The following is an 18,343-nucleotide window of genomic DNA, read 5'->3' on the forward strand; positions in this document are numbered from 1 at the left end:
GCGGTTCATCCCAGGTCGAACCGCAGCGGCGCATGCGCCATTGCCGGATCACTGCTGCCGGGCCGGCCGTCTTCCACGCGCCCGGCCAGCCGCTGGCGAGTGCCTGGCTGCTGCACGTCCAGGTCGTACCAGGCGCCGGTCGCGGCCGCCGGCCAGCGGATGCGTGCGGCTTCGCCAGCGGCCAGCGCCAGCGTCCGCTCCGGCATCAGGCCCGGGTACGCGTTTCCGCGCACCGCTACCGTGACCGGCGCCGGACCGGGGTTGCGCAGCTGCAGGACCATGCTGTCTGCGACACGCTCGATCTCTGTTTCGACCGGCATCGGCGCCTGGGCGCTGCCGCGGAAGCGCCGATGGAAGCCGTTCGGGCCGAGCACCCACAGGTCATGGCCCTGTTCCGCATCCAGCGGCCAGATGCCCTGCAGGTCCTTGCCCGGTCCCACGGTGTAGCGACGCGGCAGCGCCTGCAACCGCAGCAGGTCGTAGACGTGCAGCACGGCGGCGGCGCCCTCGCAGGCCAGCGTCAGCCGGACCTCGGCAGCCTCCGCATCGGTCTGGATGGCCACGCCGGGGCGGTAGGGCAGCGCACGCGCGGGCCGTATCCCGGGCTCTTGTCGCGCCGGCTGCGGGGCCTGCGGGGGCACCGGCACGGTCCGCGCCGGCAGGGCAGCGGCACGCGCGGCGGTTGCGGCCGTGGCCGGCAGTGCGTGCGCGAACGGGCGGTTGTCGGTCTGGGAGAAGTCGAAGGCGGCGGTCAGGTCGCCACACACCGCGCGCCGCCACGCTGAGATATCCGGCGCAGCCACGCCGAAGCGCCGCTCGATCAGGCGGATCACCGAGGTGTGGTCGTAGACCTGCGAATCCACCCAGCCACCGCGGCTCCAAGGTGAAATGACGTACATCGGCACGCGCGGGCCCAGCCCATAGGGGCGGCCACGCAGCGCGGCTTCGTCCTGCTTTTCATTGCCCGGCGATGGATGCCGGTGGTACTCGCCTGCGGTATCCACCACCGACGCACCGGCCCATCCAGCGGCCAGCGCGGGGTCGGCCGAAGGCGGCGCCGGCGGCGGCATGTGGTCGAAGAATCCATCGTTCTCATCGAACATCAGCAGCAGCGCGGTGCGGCTCCACACCGCTGGATCGGCGGTCAGCGCATCCAGTACCTGCGCGGTGTAGGCCGCGCCCTGTGCCGGACTGGACGGGCCCGGGTGCTCGCTGCCGGCGGCATCGGCAATCAGGAAGCTGACCTGTGGCAGGCGCCCGTCCAGCACGTCCTGGCGCAGCTGCTCCAGTCCGCGCGTGCTGACCGCGCGCTCGCGCAGTTCGGCGTCATGCCCGGGCGCGTTCCGCCAGGCCTGTCGGAACGCCTCGAACCCCGCCAGCGGGTTGTCGGTGAAGTTGTCGGCCATGTCCTGGTAGATGCGCCAGTCCACGCCGGCCTGCTGCAGCCGTTCGACGTACGTGGTCCAGGTGTAGGACGCGGCGTGGCCGCCCAGCTCCGGGAAGTTGTCGTGCGAGTTGGCGACCGCGGGGCCGCCGGCCTGCGCCTGCGGATCGTTGTGGCCGGTCCACAGGAACAGCCGGTTCGGGTTGGTGCCGGCCTGCATCGCGCAGTGGTAGGCATCGCAGACGGTGAACGCTTCGGCCAGCGCGAACTGGAACGGCAGGTCGGCGCGCTGGTAATAGCCCATCGCATGGTCCTGCTTGGCCGCCGGCCAGTGCGCCATGCGCCCGTGGTCCCACGCCTTCTGCGCATCAGGCCAGGTATGCGGGGTACCTTCCACGCGCATGTGGCCGAAGTGCGCAGCGGTATCCAGCGGGAACGGGGCGATGCCGTGGGTGCCGGCGGCGTTGGGCTGCAGCCACAGCGTGCGGGTCGGGTGGCCAGGCTGCAGCGGCGGGGCCGGCGGCACGAAACGGTCACCGAAACCGCGCACGCCGGGCAGGGTGCCGAAGTAATGGTCGAACGAACGGTTTTCCTGCATCAGCACCACGATGTGCTGCAGGTCCTGCAGGCTGCGCGTGCGCGCGTCCGGGGCGATCGCCGCCGCGCGCGCGATGCTCGGCATCAGCACGGCGATGCCGGCCGCCACGCCGCCCTGCAGCAGGCGGCGGCGGCCGCTATCGTGCGGTGTGTGCTGCTGTTCGCTCACAGATCTACCCGTACCGAGAAGCCCACGGTGCGCGGTGCACCGATGAACGCAGTATCGCTGCCATCCACCCCGGACAGGTAGCGGCGATCGGTGAGGTTGCTGACCACGAAGCTGGCGCCCACGCCCTTCAGCTTCGGCGACAGGTCCTGCAGGTCGAAGCCGATATTGGCGTTGAATACCGTGGCCGACGGCAGCCTGTTGGCGTTGGACGCGTCCAGGTAGCGCTCACCCAGGTAGCGGCCGGACACGCCGAAGTTCCAGCGTTCGCCCTGCCAGTCGGCCGACATCACCAGGATGTGGCGCGGCTGCCCGATCACATCGGCGCCGTCGACGATGCCCAGTTCGGCATCGCGCGCGGCGTTGCCACTGCCCAGGTATTCGGAGCGGTTGTACGTGTAGGCCCCGTTGATGCGCCAGCCGTTGTCCCAGCCGTAGCCCAGCGCGGCTTCCACGCCGGAGCTTTCCACGCCACCGAAGTTTTCGTAGACGCCATCGGTCTCGTCCAGGTAGTCGATGCCGTCGGCCAGGCGCGCGGGCAGGTAGACGATGCGGTTGTCGAATTTGATGTTGTACAGGGTGATCGAGCCGGTCAGCGGCCAGCGGCTGACACGCAGGCCCAGTTCGATGTTGTCCGCGGTTTCCGGCTCCACCCGCGCGAAGCGCTGTGCATCGGTTTCGCCGAGCACGCCGGATGGAATGGCGGCGAAGTTCTGCGAGTAACCGGCGAAGGCTTCCAGGCCCTGCACCGGCAGCGTCCAGGTGGCGCCGGCGGACAGCAGCGGATCGGACTTGGAATCCGAACGCACGTTCTCCGCCGCCCCGATCGTGCGCTGGCGCTTCTGGTCGACGAAGAACTGCTTGACGCCTACGCGTGCACTGAACGGGCCGAAGCGGGCCACGTCCTCGACGTAGTACATCTGCTCGTCCACCTTGTAGCGGTCTTCGAACTGCACCCAGTACGGCACGTTGTCGAAGGAGATTTCCGTGCCGACGTTGAGCAGGCGGTGCCAATCGCGGCGCACGCTGCGGTCCACGTTTTCCACCCAGATGCCACCGCGCACGGTGTTGTCGATGCGGCCGAAATCCTGCTTCCATTCCACGTCCGCGGTGAAGCCGGCGCGGTCGTTGTCGTAGTGCGAGTGGCGATAGGACTGGACGCCCTGCACCCCTGCGGCGTAGCAGTTGGGGTCGTACTCGGCAGTGAAGCCGGCACGCGGCGTGCAGCCGGGGATCACCTGCGCGGCGCTGCCATCGGGGTTGACGAAATAGAACTGGCCCAGCGCGGAGCCGCCGTACACGGTGTCGCCGCCGCGGTACTCGGATTCCGGATTGCCCCCACCGTCTTCGCGCGCCTGCACCAGGTAGGGCGGCAGCCAGTCGCCACGGCCTTCCATCCTGTGCGCGTAGCCGGCCACGCTGGCCTTGAAACCCGTGCCGCCGTCGAAGGCCGCACGCAGGTAGCCGAAGGTGTTCTCGCGCAGCGCACGCGAGCCGGAGCGGAAGTTCTGGTCCAGGTTCGGGATGCCGGTCAGGTTGCCGACCAGACCATCGCGGTCCGGGTTGGTGGCGAAACTGGCCGGCGAAACGCTGGTGTATTCCGGTTCGTTGGCATCGTTGTAGGAGGCGTAGCCGCCCAGCGTCCAGCGATCCAGTTCGGTGACGAACCTGGCGGCCACGTGGTCGTTGCTGGTACGGCCGCTGCCGTCGATCCAGTCGCGTACCTCGGCCGAGGAAGCGCTGATCCAGGCGCGGGTGTGTCCGCCCAGCAGGCCGGTATCGAAGCGGGCGTAATACTTGCGCGCGTCGTTGTCACCGCCGCCGACGACGAAGCGCACGCGCTGTTCCTGCAGCGGATCGCTGGTGAGGAAGTTGAGCGTGCCGCCCAGCGCTTCGTTGGAGCGCGATGAGATGTCCGCCGTACCCTGGCTGACTTCCACCGTTTCCAGGTCCAGGGTGTCGATGTAGCGGTTGGCCAGCGAGCCGCCGCCGTAGCCGGACCCACCATTGGGCAGGCCGTCGATGGTGGTGCCGATCTGCTGCGTATCGCGGTTGGTGACGAAACCGCGCATGCTGATCTGCGTGCCCCATACCGACGAACCGGTGGCATCGGCCTCGCTGACCACCACGCCCGGCAACTCGTTGAGCGCGTTGTTGACACTGCTCAGGATGGTCTGCCGGTTGATGGTTTCCTTGCTGACCGAGGTCTTGGAATAGCTGGTGGCCTGGCCGATCACCTGCACCTGGTCGAGCGTGCGCGCAGCGTCGGCGGGAGCGGGCGCGCCTTCTTCGGCCGCATGGGCATGCAGGGCGGGCAGCAACATGGCGGCGAGCAGGGAAACGCGGGGATAACGGCTACGTCCGGGAGCGGGCATCGGGTCAGGTCATGGGGGTGGGGTCGGCCGGAGTATTGGCAGGCGCAATGACGTGGGCATGACATCGCAAAGCGCAGCCGCGCCGGCGGAGTACCATGGCGTCCCTGCTGAAGCCTGCCCATGACCACTCCTGCCCACCACGTCCAAGGCCTCGACAACGACGAGGTCCCAGCCGACTGGCCTGCGATCAGCGCCGGCGAGATCGCGTGGCTGCAGCAGCGGTTCGAGCTGCTGCACGGCGACTGCCGGTTGCTGTGGCACAGCCCGCGGCCGTTTTCCGCAGCGGCGTTGGTGGAAGCCCAGCAGGGGCGCTTCTTCATCAAGCGCCATCACCACCGCGTGCGCAGCGCTGCGGTGCTGTCCGAAGAGCATCGCTTCATCGCGCACCTGGCCGCCCATGGGGTGCCGGTAGCACGCGTCATCGCCGACCAGGATGGCGCGACGGCGGTGGCGCACGGTGACTGGACTTTCGAAGTACATGGCGAAGGCGCGGGGCAGGACCTGTACCGCGATGTGCCCTCGTGGACGCCGCCGGCCAGCGTGGAACAGGCCTGGCAGGCCGGGCGCATGCTGGCCCTGCTGCACACCGCCTCGGACAGCTTCCACGCACCGCAGCGGGCGACCCACCTGCTGGTCGCGCGCGATGACCTGATCCGCGCCGAGGACCCGATCGCGCTGCTCAGCGCGCAGTTGCCCCAACGTACCGGGCTGGCCGCTTACCTGGCCGACACGTCGTGGCAGGCCGACCTGCAGCGCGCGATCCTGCCCTGGCACGGCGGGCTGGCCGCACGGCTGGCCGCCGAGCCCCGCCTGTGGGGCCACAACGACTGGCATGTGTCCAACCTGCTGTGGCAGACCGGCAGCGGCGCCAGCACGGTCAGCACCGTGCTTGATTTCGGGCTGGCCTCGCCCACCAGCGCGCTGTACGACCTGGCTACGGCAATCGAACGCAATGCCGTCGCGTGGCTGCAACTGGACCGTGGCGCACAGGCGGTACGCGGTGACATCGCACTGGCGCTGCTGGTCGGCTACCGCGATGCGCGGCCGCTGTCGGCCGACCAGGTCCGGCTGCTGGCCGACCTGCTGCCCGTGGTGCACCTGGATTTCGCGCTGTCCGAAGTGGAGTATTTCCACGCCATCACCGGCTCCCGCGCCAACGCCGACTTGGCCTACCGGACCTTCCTGCTCGGCCACGCCGACTGGTTCCGCACCCCCGCCGGGCAAGGCCTGCTGGCCACGCTGCGCGGCGCCGCCTGAGCGGCTGATTCGCTTCTTCGCCCGTTTTGGTGTGAAATGAGGGCCTGAAGCGGGGGTGCCTGGTTTGACCAGGCTGAGAGAGTCCCTTGGAACCTGATCCGGTTTGCACCGGCGTAGGGAGCTTTGAGCAGCAAGCGCATGGGCCCGCAGGGCCACTGCGCGCGCGCCGTCGCTTCGTCTTTCTTCCTGTTGATGACGAATCGAATGAACCGCTGCCTGCGCCCTACGCTGTTGACCGTTGCCCTCTGTGCCGCGCTGCCGCTGCACGCTGCCGAGGCCAGCGCCGAATCCTCCCCGCGTTCCCCGACTGAACTGGCTGCCGTGCGCGTGCAGGCCCAGCAGGCCCCGGCCGCCACCACGCCGTCGAGCAGCTTCGGTGCGGCCAGCTGGAAGGACACCCCGGCCTCGGTGAACGTGCTGGACCGTAGCCTGCTGGACAGCCGCCAGGTGCGCACGCTGAGCGAAGTCGCCGCCAACGATGCCTCGCTGGGCGACAGCTACGCGCCGGTCGGCTATTACCAGAACATCGCCATCCGTGGCTTCGCGCTGGATACCGCCACCGGTTACCGCTTCAATGGCCTGGCCACCACCGGCGAGCAGCGCATCGCGCTGGAGAACATCCAGCAGGTGGAAATCCTGAAGGGCGAAGCCGGGCTGGCTGCCGGGGTGATGGCGCCGGGCGGCATCATCAACTACGTCGGCAAGCGCGCTGCCGAAGTGCGCACCGTCACCCTGGGGACTGATTCGGAAGGCACCCGTCATGCCGCCGTGGACGTGGGCCACTGGCTGACGCCGCGCTTCGGCGTGCGCGTCAATGCCGCATGGGAAGACAGCGCGTCCTACATCGACCACGCCGACGGGCGTCGCAACTTCTATTCGCTGGCTGCGGACTGGCTGATCGGCGAACGCGGCAAGCTGGAAGTGGATGCCAACTACCAGACCAGCGCACAGCGTTCGGCATCGGGCTTCCAGCTGCTGGGCGCGACCGAACTGCCGCGCGCGGTGGACCGCTCGAAGATGCTGGGCTACCAGCCGTGGCAGCAGCCGGTCGGCATTGCCAGCACCAACCTGACCGCCCTGCACACCTTTGAACTGGGTCCACGCTGGCAGTCGCGGGTGTCGGCCAGCCACAGCCGTTCGGTGATCGATGACAACGTGGCCTTCGCCTACGGCTGCTACTACGCCGCGCAGTGCGCCGATGGCAGCGTGCCGGGCAACTATTTCGCGCCCGATGGCGACTATGACATCTACGATTACCGCAGCCCGGACGACACCCGGGTCAACCAGGAACTGCGCGCCGAACTGCGTGGCAGCGTCGACACCGGCCGCATCACCCACCAGCTGAGCTTCGGCGCAGATACCTTCCGGCGTACGGTGGACAAGCGCCAGAACGTCAACGAGTACGTCGGCACGGCCAACATCCACGATCCACAGGTGCCGGTGTTCGCGCCCTCGCCGCTGCAGCCCGGCGCCTCCGTGCGTCGCCTGGACAGCCGCCAGGATGGCCTGTTCGTCCTGGACCGCATGCGCTTCGGTGATGACTGGCAGTGGCTGGCCGGCGGGCGCATGGTGCGGCTGGACGAACGCGCCTACGACAAGCGCGGCAACCCGGAACGGCACAGCCGGATCTCACGTTTCCTGCCGCAGACCGCGCTTATCTGGAACGCGACCGACCAGGTGAACGCCTACGTCAGCTACGTGCGCGGCATTTCGCTGGGCCAGGAGGCCCCGTTCTGGACGTCCAACGACGGCGAGTTCCTGCCGCCGGTGCTGTCGCGGCAGCTGGAAGTGGGCATCAAGTACGGCGCCAGCGATGCGTTGACCCTGGGTGCGGCGATCTTCCGCACCAGCCAGCCCTTCCAGTACGCCAAGGCCGACGACAGCGATGCCGGCTTCACCTTCGTGCAGGAAGGCCAGCAGACCCACACCGGGCTGGAACTGACCGCCAACGGGCGCATCTCCGAGCAGCTGCAGGTCACTGCCAGCGCCAGCGTGCTGCAGGCGCGTGCACGCGATACCGCCACCGCCGCCTATGAGGGCCACCAGCTGGTCAACGTACCGAAAACGCGGGCCACCGTGCACCTGGACTACGCGCTGCCGTTCGCCACCGGCGTGGGCGTCACCGGCGGCTGGCGCTATGCCTCGTCCAACACCGCCACGGTGGATGGCAGCGTGCGCGTCCCCAGCTACAGCGTGGTCGACCTGGGCCTGCGCTACCAGCACACGCTGCGCCAGCAGCCGGTGACGTGGCGGCTGTCGGTGGACAACGTGTTCGACAAGTTCTACTGGCGTGATACCGGCAGCAGCGCCGGTGACTACTACCTGTTCGCCGGTGCGCCTCGGCAGGCGCGCCTGTCGGTCACCATCGCGCTATGAACGCCGAACTGCTGGAGTGGTCGGCCGCAGCGCTGAGCATCGCCGGCGTGTGGCTGATGACGCGGCGGCGGCTGATCGGCTGGCCGATCGGGCTGGCCTCGGTGGCGCTGTATGCGCTGGTGTTCGCCGAGGCCCGCCTGTATTCGGACACGCTGCTGCAGGTGGTGTTCGGTGGCTTCCTGGTCTACGGCTGGATGAGCTGGCGGCACAGCGCGCAGGCCGATGGCCGGGTCAGCATCGTGCCGCTGCCGGCGCGGCACGTGGTGCGCGATCTCGGCATCGGCGTGGCCTTCGGGCTGGCGCTCGGTGCCGGCATGCATACCCTCACCGACGCGGCGATTCCGTGGCTGGATGCATTGCTGGCGGCGCTGAGCCTGGTCGCGCAGTGGTGGCAGGCGCGTCGCCATGTGGCGGCGTGGTGGCTGTGGATCTTCGTCGATGTGATCTACATCGGCGTCTACCTGTTCAAGTCGCTGCACGTGACCGCCGCGTTGTACGTGGTGTTCATCGGCTTGGCGATGCTCGGCGTGCGCGCGTGGTCGGCCAGCGCCCGCCACCCGGGTTACCGGTAGCGCACGCGTACACCATCAGACCCGCGGTGCCACGTGCGTGGCATGGAAGTCATCAGCGGTCACCGGCCGGCCGAACAGATACCCCTGGAACACCCGGCAGCCCATGCTGGCCAGCCACGCGCGCTGCTGTTCGGTTTCCACGCCTTCGGCCACGGTGGACACCCCGAGGATGGCAGCGATCTCGATGATCTTGCGCACCAGTTCGCGATGGCTTGCGTCTTCGCCCATGCCGCGCACGAAGGTCTGGTCGATCTTCAGCTCATCCAGTGGCAGCACCTGCAGCAGCGAAAGCGACGAGAAGCCGGTGCCGAAGTCATCCAGCGACCAGGACACGCCGTCCTCGCGCAGGGCATTCATGGTCGAGGCGATCTGCGCGTGGTCGTGGGCCAGCGCCGATTCGGTGATCTCCAGCCGCAGCCGGGTGGCCGGGGCGCCGGTGCTGCGCACGATCTCGCGCACGTCCTGCACGAATGTCGCCGAGGCCAGCTGCAGCGGGCTCACGTTCACCGACAGCACCCACGTGTTGACGCCGGGCAGCACGGACCAGTCGGCCAACTGCACGCACGCACGGCGCAGCACCATCAGGCCGATTTCATGGATCAGCCCGGTCTGTTCGGCCAGGGGGATGAAGTTGGCCGGTGACTGCAGCCCATGCCCGGGCCGGTCCCAGCGCAGCAGCAGCTCGGCCCCCACGACCTGGCCGTTGAGCGCGACCTGCGGCTGCAGGAACGCGCGCAGTTCGCGCTGGGTGATGCCGCGCACCAGCGCCGAGTACTGGTTCATCTGCTCGCCGAGGTCTTCGCGGAAGATCGCCAGCACGCCACCGGTCAGCCCCATCGCGGTCAGCGTGTTCAAGCCGTGGCGGATCTTCCGCACGCCGTCCGGCAGCCGCTCCAGGCGCGCACCGAGGCTGACCGGATCGATCGCCAGCCACACCAGTGCGACCATGCACAGCGTCGGCAGGATCCAGCGCAGGTAGACGCCTTCACTGCGGAACAGGAAGAAGGTCGCCGCACCGATCGGCAGCAGGAACAGGTGGGTGGAACGTGCCGCCGCTGCGGTGGGTGTTTCGGCCAGGCTGACGAAGATGGTCATCAGCAGCAGGACGTGCGCGATGAGCACGATCGACAGCCTGGCACGCCGGTTGGCGATGACGAAGCAGGCCACGCCCACCAGGGTCAGCGCACACAGCACCCACGCCAGCATCGTCATGCCATGGGTGCCGTAGTAGGTGGCCCAGGCCACGCCGTGCAGCGTGCAGACCACCCCGCCGAGGTGCAGCAGGCGCTTCACGCGCGGCCATTGCGCGTGATCGGGGAACTTGCGGGTCACCCACTCCCGTCGACTACGCGCACTTCCTGTCTGGAGCATGCAGGTCCACTGTTTTTTTCGCCATGGTACTGATGCGGCGCAGCAAGTGTTAATCAACCTTCACGTATCACCTCGATGAGTGCACGAAGGCTTGGCGGCATGTGCCGGTTGGCGGGGAAATACAGCTGCGATCCGGCGCCGGGCGGACTCCAGTCTTCCAGCACGATCAGCAGTGTTCCTTCGTCCAGCGCACGGCGTGCGTTGCTTTCCGGGACGTAGGCGATACCCAGGCCCGCCACCGCCGCTTCCACCATCAGCGCACTGTTGTCGAGGGTGAGCGTGCCCGGTGCGTCGATCACCACTTCCTGCCCCCGCTGGCTGAACTCCCAGCGATAGCGCTTGCCACTGGGCAGGCGCTGGCGGATGCACTGGTGATGGATGAGATCGTCCGGCACCTGGGGCGCAGGATGCTGTTGCAGATAAATGGGTGCTGCCACTGCAAGGAAGCGCAGGGAAGGTTCCAGCGCCACCGCGACCATGTCCCTCGGCACCGCCTCGGCCAGCCGGATGCCGGCATCGAAGCCCTGCTCCACGATGTCCACCAGCTTGCCCTCGGCCACCAGGTCCAGGTGCACGTCCGGATGTCGCTGCAGGAAGGTCGGCACCACGGTGCGCAACAGTAGGCTGATCGCACCGGCGTTGCCATTGATGCGCAGGGTGCCGGTGACGCGCCCATTTGCGCCGCTGGCGTCTTCCAGCGCTTCGTTCAACTGCCCGAGCAAGGGCCCGATGCGCTGCAGCAGCTGCTCGCCGCCCTCGGTGAGCGAGACGCTGCGCGTGGTCCGGTGCAGCAGGGCGCGTGGCGAGACTGGTTTCCAGCCCGCGCACGGTGTGGCTGAGGGCAGACGGCGTCAAACCCAGCAGGTCCGCCGCGCGACGGAAGCTGCGATGTTCGGCCACCGCCATGAAGGCACGCAGGTCAGCCAGGGTGGGCGTCTTGATTGCTGAAACCATTTCACTGACTCGTGCGGTTTGCTGAGGATTATCATCCTAGCGCGTGCAGCCCATCATCAGGGGTCATCACTCACGAGGGCACGCACATGGCAAGCAACTGGTTGATCACGGGAACCTCCACCGGCCTCGGCCGGCTGATGGTGGAGCGCCTGCTGGCGCGCGGCGACCGGGTGGCGGCGACGCTGCGTCGCCCGGGCGCATTGGATGACCTCAAGGCGCGGCATGGCGAGGCCCTGCAGGTGCTGACGCTGGACCTGACCGATGCCGGGCAGATCACGGCCGTGGTGGACGAAGCGTTCGCGCGGCTGGGGCGGATCGACGTGGCGGTCAGCAATGCAGGCTACGGTCTGTTCGGTGCCGGCGAAGAAGTCAGCGATGAACAGATCGAGCGCCAGCTGGCGACCAACCTGGCCGGCTGCATCCACTTCGTCCGCGCGTTGCTGCCGCGCCTGCGCGCCCAGGGCGGCGGGCGCATCGTGCAGGTGTCGTCCGAAGGTGGACAGATCGCCTATCCGAACTTCAGCGTTTACCACGCCAGCAAGTGGGGCATTGAAGGGTTCGTGCAGTCGGTGAGCCAGGAAGTGGCGCCGTTCAACATCGACTTCATCATCGCCGAGCCCGGCCCCACCGGTACCAATTTCGCGACCGGCCTGGACCATGCGCCGACCATGGACTGCTATGAAGACACGCCCGCCGGCGAGGTGCGCCGCGCGGTTGCGTCGGGCGCGTTCGTGATCCGCGGCGATGCCGGAAAAACCGTGGACGCGATGATCGCCGCGGCCGATTCAGGCAGCCCGCCGCTGCGATTGGCGCTGGGCAGCACCGCCTATGCGTCGATCAAGGCCGGGCTGGAGGCGCGGCTGCGGGAACTGCAAGCGCACAAGGCAGTGACGGTGTCGGTGGATGGGAGTGAGCGCTTCTGCAGCAGATCCAGAGTTCCCTGAACAGGAACTCAGTTCATGTACCAGTCAGTTCAATATTCAGGGTTCATTGCTCTAGCAAACGGATAATTCACATATCGAAAGCGGTTGTACTTCGCTCTCGATCAAACCAAAAACAAGCAAGGTGTGAGTTTCCCGATGAACAAGATTTCCCTGCTGGCCTTGGGTCTCGTGGTTGCCATGCCGTTCGCGGCGTCCGCTGCCGATGGCCTGTCGTACAACTACGTGGAAGGCGGTTACGTGAACACCGACGCCCGCGGCGGCGATGCCGACGGTTGGGGCGTGAAGGGTTCGGTCGCGGTGCATCCGAATTTCCACATCTTTGGTGATTACAGCGCGCAGGAAACCGAGCGCAGCAACGCTGACGTCGATCAGTGGCGCCTGGGTGTCGGCTACAACTACGGCATCGCGCCGACCACCGATCTGGTGGCTCGCGTCGCGTACCAGAAGTTCGATCCGAAGCGCGGCCTGGACTTCAATGGCTACTCGACCGAAGTCGGCGTGCGCACTGCGTTCACCCCGATGATCGAAGGCTATGCGCTGGCCGGGTACGAAGATTTCAGCAAGAAGCACGGTATCGATCCGGACGGCGAGTTCTATGGCCGCGTCGGCGCCACCGCCAAGTTCAACCAGAACTGGGGCCTGAGTGGCGAAGTGAAGCTGGCCAAGGCCGGCGACCGCGAGTGGTTCGTCGGTCCGCGCTTCACCTGGTAAGAACGCCTGTCGTTAGTGCGTAATACGTAGTTGAAAGAATGGTGTGGTGGTAAGTGCGAAACGGCGTGTGACCTCTCTCCCACACGCCTGCCGAGCCCGGCCTTTGGTCGGGCTTTTTTTTTGGTTTTTTCCGCGGTGCTCAGCGAGGAGTGGCAGGTGCCTTGCTCAGGCGATCAATGATTTCGGACGCATGGAATGATCTGCCCCACGTCCGTTGGTCCTTCGCTTTCAGAATGCCTATCGTCATCAGCTCATTGATGCCCTTGCTCGCCGCTACCAGCGAGACGTCAAGCAGTGCTGCAACGGTGTTGGCGGTTACCACCGGTTGCTCGATCAGCAACTCGGGAAGCCGCCGCACCACCGAGTGGCTGCGATAACCCGACGTGGCCTCCGACCACGCGCGCCCGATCGCCCGCAGATCGTCGGCCAAGGATACGCACTCGCCCGCCGCCTCCAGCACGGCACGGTAGGTCATGTCGATCCAGGGGCCCCATCTCCCCTGCAACTGGACCTGCTTGAGCGCGGAGTAATAGCCGCTGCGGTTACGCATCAGCATCCCGGACAGGTACAGCGGGGGCAGACCTTCAGCGGCAAGAATGAGCGGCATCAGGATGCGTCCGGTCCGCCCGTTTCCATCGTTGAAGGGATGGATGGTTTCGAACTGCGCATGCGCGATCGCCATCTGGGCGAGCACGGTCAGCTCGCCCTGCTCATCTTCACGGCGGGCGTAACGCAGCATGTTCTGTTCAAGATCGCGCATGCACGCATCAACATCGGCGGGCGGCGCGGGGACAAAGCTTGCGTCCTCGATCCGGCCGGTGCCGATCCATGCCTGGATGTCCCGGTAAGTGCCCTTTGGGACGTTCTCGTGCTCCATCAGCATCGCATGGATCTGCTTGACGAGCGTGCAATCCAGCGCCGCGCGTCCCCCGCTTCGCACGGTGTCCAGCCCGTACTGCAACGCTTCCACGTAGTGTTGGGTGGTGCGCACGTCTGGTGGAAGGCCATCGGCGCTCCACGTCGCTTCATAGGTCAGCAGTTCGTCGAGGTCGGTTTTTGTACCCTCGATCTGTGAACTCTGGACGGCCTCGCGCCTGACCAGTGTACGGGTCAGGATATCGGGGTTGTTCCATCCCTCCATCGCGCCGATGAGGCGGCCGAGCGCCTGGCTGGCGGCGTGGGCAAGTGCAGGCGAACCGGATCCTGCAGGCAACGCCCTCGGCGTAGGCGGCGCCACCATGGCGCGCACGTTGGGTTTCCCCTCCACCGGCACGAGATGCTGGCGCAGGTGCGGAGCTACGTCACTCTGTCGCATGGCCGATCACCTCGAAAGTTTAAAAGACTGGCTATCTTTTTAACTTTATCCACGAAAAGTTAAAAAGTCACGCGCACTCTTTAACTTTCAGTGGACAGCCGCCGGGCATGGCCCGGCGCTAGCGGTATCGACATCCCACAAAGAAAAACCCCGGCGTTGGCCGGGGTTCGTCAGTTCAGCGTCGCTGGGGTCACTTGAACAGCGTGTCCGGGTATTCCGGTTTCTGCTCGCGCGCCAGCAGGGTACGCAGGCCCTCGGATGGGGTCTGTTCGCCGTGCAGCACGGCGCGCACGCCGTCGGAGATCGGCAGGTCGATGCCGTAGCGGCGCGCCTGGCGCATCACTTCGTCGGCAGTCTGCACCGATTCCACCACCTGTCCGATTTCGCGGACGGCGTCCTGCAGCGTCTGTCCGCGGCCCAGCGCAAGGCCCAGGCGACGGTTGCGCGACAGGTCGCCGGTGCAGGTCAGCACCAGGTCGCCCAGCCCGGCCAGGCCCATCAGGGTCTCCGGCTTGGCACCGATCGCCGCGGCCAGCCGCAGCATCTCGTTCAGGCCACGGGTGATCAAGCCGGCACGTGCGTTCAGGCCCAGCTGCATGCCATCGGCAACGCCGGTGGCCACGGCCAGCACGTTCTTCATCGCACCGCCCAGCTCGGCACCCAGCATGTCGTCGCCGGTATAGGCGCGGAAGGCGGGGCCGTGCATGGCTTCGGCCACGGTCTGGGCGAATTCGGGCACGTCGCCGTGCACGGTGATCGCGGTGGGCAGGCCCTGGGTGACTTCCTTGGCGAACGACGGCCCGGTGACCACGGCCAGCGGCACGTCGTCGCCGAGGATCTCGCGCGCCACTTCATGCAGGAAGCGGCCCGAGCCCGGTTCAAAGCCCTTGGTCGCCCACGCCACGCCGGCACCGGCCGGGCGCAGCGGCGCCAGCGCGGTCACGGTTTCGTTGAACGCGTGCGACGGGGTCACGACCAGGATCCATGCCGCCCCTTCCACGGCCTGCGCCATGTCGGTGGTGGCACGCAGCGATTCCGGCAGCGGGATGCCCGGCAGGTAACGGGTGTTCTCGTGGCGCTGGTCGATGGCTTCCACCATCGCGGCATCGCGTCCCCACAGCACGGTCCGGAGACCGTGCCGGGCGAGCAGGCTGGCCAGCGCGGTTCCCCAGGAACCGGCGCCGAGTACGGCTACTTTGTCAGCGTTATCGCTCATGCGCGGGGTCGGGACGCCGATCAGGCGTTGCCGACCGGTTCGGAGTTGGCGAGCGAAGACGCTTCACCCTGCTCCTGGCGCTGGCGCAGAGTTTCGGCGTACAGGCCTTCAAAGTTGATCGGCTGCAGGAAGAACGGCGGGAAGCCGCCGGCCTGGATCAGGTCGCTGACCAGCGAACGCACGTACGGGAACAGGATGTTCGGGCACTGGGTGCCGAGCAGCACGTCGATCGACTGCGGGTCCAGGCCGACCAGGCCGAACACGCCGGCCTGCTTCACTTCGGCCACGTACGCGGTGCGGTCTTCGGCCTTGCAGGTCAGGGTGACGGCCAGCACGACTTCAAAGGCGTTCTCGCCCAGGCGCTGCACCTGCTGGTTCAGGTTGAGCTGCAGTTCCGGCTGCACCTGGTCGTTGAAGATGCTCGGAGCATTCGGCGATTCGAAGGAAACGTCCTTGACGTAGATCTTTTCGACGGTGAACGCGGGGCCGTTGGCGGCGTCGACCGGCGCGACGGCGCCGTTGGTGTTTTCTTCGGACATTTCCTGTTGCTCCAGATTATTCGTTGAACGTTATGTTTGATCGATATGTTGCATCAACAGCGATGGGGGCGGGCCATGCGGTGCACAACCCCTGCCTGCGCTATCAGGTCAATGACGACCCTTGACCAACGGCAGTTCCGCCTGCTGCCACGCCGGCAGGCCACCGTCGAGCACGGACACCTGCTCGAAACCGGCTTTCTTCAGGGTCTTGGCAGCGGCTTCGGATGCGGTGCCGGCACGGCATACCAGCACCACCGGGCGCTGCTTGGCCGCGGCGACCAGCTTGTGCTCCGGACCGAACTGGCTGGCCTGCACGTTCTTGCTGCCGGCGATGTGGCCCTTTTCGAAGTCGCTGCTGGCGGACAGGTCCACCACCACGGCGTCGCCGGCGTTCATCAGCTGCACCAGTTCGGCAGGCTTGAGCGATTTGTAGCCACGGAACAGGCGGCGGATTTCAGTGACGATGATCGCGGCGGTCAGGCCCACCAGGGCGGCCGACAGCATGGGGTTTCGGCCGGCAAAGGCCACCAACTCTTCGTAATTCACGCAGGTCACGGGTCGATAAGCGGGCGCCGATTGTCGCACAAGGCGATGGGCGCGGGATTCCGGCCGCGATTGCGGCCGGCGACAGGCGGGCGGCCGGGAAGGGCCAGGGCAGCGGTCAGTGCCCCTGCCACAGGTCCGGCAGGCCGTTGAACTGCCACCAGCGCTTGCCCTCCGGATCCCATCGCCAGCGCTCCACGACCGTGACCAGGCGCTCGGCCTGGGTATTGATGTTGATCACGCCGATTTCCACCCGGCGCTCCACCGTGCCATCCGGCAACGACGCCGTGCTGCGCTCGCGGTAGGCCGAAACCCGCAGCTGCGAGTAGCGGTTGAGCTCGAATTCGGTGGGTGGGTTGGTCCTGCGCCGTTCGGGGTCGAGATAGCTGACGGCGTCTTCCATGCTGCCCCAGCGGATGGTTGACCCATAGGCGTTCTGGGTTTCTTCCAGCAGCGTGCGCTGTTTGCGGCTGAAATCGGCGGCCAGCGTCATGAACGAGGCGGCCAGCAGGCTGGACAGCATCAACAACTGGATCAGGCGGCGCATGTGCAGGTGCTTCAACGGTCTGCTCCCCAAGGCATCAGCCGCCATCCTACCCTTTGGCGAAGGCAACGAAACGACCGCTGAGTTCGGCGGCCGGCTTGCCATCGGTACCGGGCTGCACCGCGACCACGCCGATCCGCGCCTTGCCGCGCTGCTTGAACGTGGACAGGAAGGTGTCCCAGTCACTGTCCGGGTCGATCTGGGCCTGCGCATGCAGGTCGCCGTACACCGGCGCGCGGTAGCGCAGCTGGCTGTCGGCCACGTAGACCTCCGCTTCGAACCCGGCCAGGCGCAGGCGCAGGGTCACCAGGGCCCAGCCGGACAGGGTCATGGCCGAGGCCAGGCTGCCGCCGAAGGCATTGCCCTTGTCATTGACGTTCACCGCCAGCGGCGCGGTCAGCTGCAGTTGGCCATCGGCATAGCCCTCCAGGCGCAGCTGCATCGCGCGCACCGGCGGCATGCTGTCCAGCACGTCCTGCAGGACCAGCAGTGAGGAGGAAACGGGTTCGACGGACATCGGCGACAACACCTGCAACAACGCGGGCCCGCATAATGCAGGCAATGGATAAACATGCGAAACCGTGTGGTTGGACATTCGTGTCGTTGCGCCCGCAAGGGCAACACGCGGCGCTGCGCTGCGCCCTCGCCCATTCAGGCGCCTGTACGCTCGGCCTGTCGCCGTGGCGGCTGCAGCGCCGGCCTGACGCCGCAGGGGCTGGCGCGTTACACGCGGCCTTGCAGGCATCGGCGGTGATCTTCACCAGCCCCGGCGCGGTGGCCGCTGCGGCTTCGTCCGGCGATGCGTTCCTGAATGCTCCCGAACGGCCGTGGCTGGCAGTGGGCGATGGCACCCTGCGCGCGTTGCGGGCGCACGGCATCGAACACGCCACCGCGCCGTCGCGGATGGACAGCGAGGGCCTGCTGGCGCTGCCCGTGCTGGCCGATGTGCGGGGCAAGACCATCGGGCTGGTCACCGCGCCCGGTGGACGCGGGCTGATTGCCGCCGATCTGCAGGCGCGCGGTGCCCAGCTGGTGCGCGCCGATGTGTATCGCCGTGTGCCCTTGCGGCTGCCGGCGCGGGCGCTGGCGCGGCTGTCGCGATCCCCACGGCCGTGGGTACTGGCGGTCAGCAGTGGCGAGGCGCTGGAGCGCGTCTGGGCGCAGCTGCCGCCCGCGTGGCGGGCGCGCTGGCAGGCAGGCATGGCGGTGGTGGTGGCCAGTGAGCGGCTTGCGCTGCAGGCACGGGCCCTCGGCCTGGCGACGGTGCGGGTGGCCGCCGGACCGACCGCCGCGCAGATGGCCGCCGCTGCGGTTGCCCTGCACGCTGACCGGACGCAGGACCGGTAGCGACAAGCCACGCTCGGCTAGCGCAACGGTGGGCGGCAGGTCGTGCCGAGGTGCGCGATGGTCTGCCGAGCAGGGCTCGGTGCTCCCCCCTTCGCGCTGCTTGCCGCTGGCGCATGCAACAGGGATGCTGTC

15 protein-coding genes, 1 pseudogene and 1 riboswitch are annotated in these 18,343 nt (G+C 67.4%); of the genes and pseudogenes, 6 read left to right on the forward strand and 10 right to left on the reverse strand.

What is annotated here, in order from left to right; all coding sequences use genetic code 11:
* Window positions 1-5: 5 nt before the first annotated feature.
* Together QE373_RS17630 and QE373_RS17635 are read right to left on the reverse strand one after the other, a co-directional pair.
* Entirely contained in the window at window positions 6-2,150 is a 2,145-nt protein-coding gene (locus QE373_RS17630; RefSeq protein ID WP_309689094.1) for a phospholipase C, phosphocholine-specific, read from the reverse strand.
* Entirely contained in the window at window positions 2,147-4,522 is a 2,376-nt protein-coding gene (locus tag QE373_RS17635; protein ID WP_309689097.1) for a TonB-dependent receptor, read from the reverse strand. The genes QE373_RS17630 and QE373_RS17635 overlap by 4 nt, the downstream gene beginning before the upstream one ends.
* 120 nt (window positions 4,523-4,642) lie before the next feature.
* Between QE373_RS17635 and QE373_RS17640 the strand changes: the two genes are divergently transcribed.
* From QE373_RS17640 to pnuC, 3 genes are all read left to right on the forward strand, one after another.
* Window positions 4,643-5,779, forward strand: a complete 1,137-nt coding sequence (locus tag QE373_RS17640) for a phosphotransferase (protein ID WP_309689106.1) — start codon at window positions 4,643-4,645, stop codon at window positions 5,777-5,779.
* Window positions 5,780-5,820: 41 nt separating this feature from the next.
* A riboswitch (TPP riboswitch) is annotated at window positions 5,821-5,916 on the forward strand.
* Window positions 5,917-5,983: 67 nt separating this feature from the next.
* On the forward strand, window positions 5,984-8,155 hold the full coding sequence (locus QE373_RS17645) for a TonB-dependent siderophore receptor (protein WP_309689109.1): 2,172 nt from the start codon (window positions 5,984-5,986) through the stop codon (window positions 8,153-8,155).
* Window positions 8,152-8,727 (forward strand): nicotinamide riboside transporter PnuC, encoded by a 576-nt coding sequence (gene pnuC / locus QE373_RS17650; RefSeq protein WP_185000417.1) that lies wholly within the window; start codon window positions 8,152-8,154, stop codon window positions 8,725-8,727. Before QE373_RS17645 ends, pnuC begins: the two co-directional genes overlap by 4 nt.
* Window positions 8,728-8,742: 15 nt before the next feature.
* Here pnuC and QE373_RS17655 read toward each other — a convergent pair whose 3' ends face one another.
* Window positions 8,743-10,059: an EAL domain-containing protein gene (locus QE373_RS17655; RefSeq protein WP_309689114.1), complete on the reverse strand. Its 1,317-nt coding sequence runs from the start codon at window positions 10,057-10,059 to the stop codon at window positions 8,743-8,745.
* Between the two features lie 92 nt (window positions 10,060-10,151).
* A pseudogene (locus QE373_RS17660) lies at window positions 10,152-11,040 on the reverse strand (LysR family transcriptional regulator).
* A 98-nt stretch (window positions 11,041-11,138) separates the two neighbouring features.
* On the opposite strand from QE373_RS17660, the gene QE373_RS17665 reads away from it, so the two are divergent.
* Together QE373_RS17665 and QE373_RS17670 are read left to right on the forward strand one after the other, a co-directional pair.
* Window positions 11,139-11,996 (forward strand): SDR family oxidoreductase, encoded by an 858-nt coding sequence (locus QE373_RS17665; RefSeq protein ID WP_309689119.1) that lies wholly within the window; start codon window positions 11,139-11,141, stop codon window positions 11,994-11,996.
* Between the two features lie 135 nt (window positions 11,997-12,131).
* Complete coding sequence (locus tag QE373_RS17670) at window positions 12,132-12,707, forward strand: Ax21 family protein (protein ID WP_057509225.1); 576 nt, start codon at window positions 12,132-12,134, stop codon at window positions 12,705-12,707.
* A gap of 139 nt (window positions 12,708-12,846) precedes the next feature.
* On the opposite strand, the gene QE373_RS17675 is transcribed toward QE373_RS17670, so the two are convergent.
* The 6 genes from QE373_RS17675 to QE373_RS17700 form a co-directional block, all read right to left on the reverse strand.
* A complete protein-coding gene (locus tag QE373_RS17675; RefSeq protein ID WP_309689123.1) occupies window positions 12,847-14,022 on the reverse strand; it encodes a Fic/DOC family N-terminal domain-containing protein in 1,176 nt (391 codons plus the stop codon).
* Window positions 14,023-14,212: 190 nt separating this feature from the next.
* Window positions 14,213-15,238: an NAD(P)H-dependent glycerol-3-phosphate dehydrogenase gene (locus QE373_RS17680; RefSeq protein WP_309689125.1), complete on the reverse strand. Its 1,026-nt coding sequence runs from the start codon at window positions 15,236-15,238 to the stop codon at window positions 14,213-14,215.
* 20 nt (window positions 15,239-15,258) lie between these two features.
* Entirely contained in the window at window positions 15,259-15,777 is a 519-nt protein-coding gene (secB, locus tag QE373_RS17685; RefSeq protein WP_057509228.1) for a protein-export chaperone SecB, read from the reverse strand.
* Window positions 15,778-15,885: 108 nt separating this feature from the next.
* Window positions 15,886-16,323 carry a rhodanese-like domain-containing protein gene (locus tag QE373_RS17690; RefSeq protein WP_057509246.1) on the reverse strand — a complete coding sequence of 146 codons (438 nt, stop codon included), beginning with the start codon at window positions 16,321-16,323 and terminating at the stop codon, window positions 15,886-15,888.
* 115 nt (window positions 16,324-16,438) lie between these two features.
* On the reverse strand, window positions 16,439-16,867 hold the full coding sequence (locus tag QE373_RS17695; protein WP_057509229.1) for a hypothetical protein: 429 nt from the start codon (window positions 16,865-16,867) through the stop codon (window positions 16,439-16,441).
* Window positions 16,868-16,913: 46 nt separating this feature from the next.
* Window positions 16,914-17,381 (reverse strand): YiiD C-terminal domain-containing protein, encoded by a 468-nt coding sequence (locus QE373_RS17700; protein ID WP_057509247.1) that lies wholly within the window; start codon window positions 17,379-17,381, stop codon window positions 16,914-16,916.
* Between the two features lie 35 nt (window positions 17,382-17,416).
* On the opposite strand from QE373_RS17700, the gene QE373_RS17705 reads away from it, so the two are divergent.
* The gene (locus QE373_RS17705; protein WP_309689136.1) at window positions 17,417-18,211 is read left to right on the forward strand and encodes a uroporphyrinogen-III synthase; all 795 of its coding nucleotides are present in this window, start codon (window positions 17,417-17,419) and stop codon (window positions 18,209-18,211) included.
* The last annotated feature ends 132 nt before the right edge of the window (window positions 18,212-18,343 follow it).

It is taken from the genome of Stenotrophomonas sp. SORGH_AS_0321, from assembly GCF_031453215.1.
In the GTDB taxonomy this organism is placed as follows: Bacteria; Pseudomonadota; Gammaproteobacteria; order Xanthomonadales; family Xanthomonadaceae; genus Stenotrophomonas; species Stenotrophomonas chelatiphaga.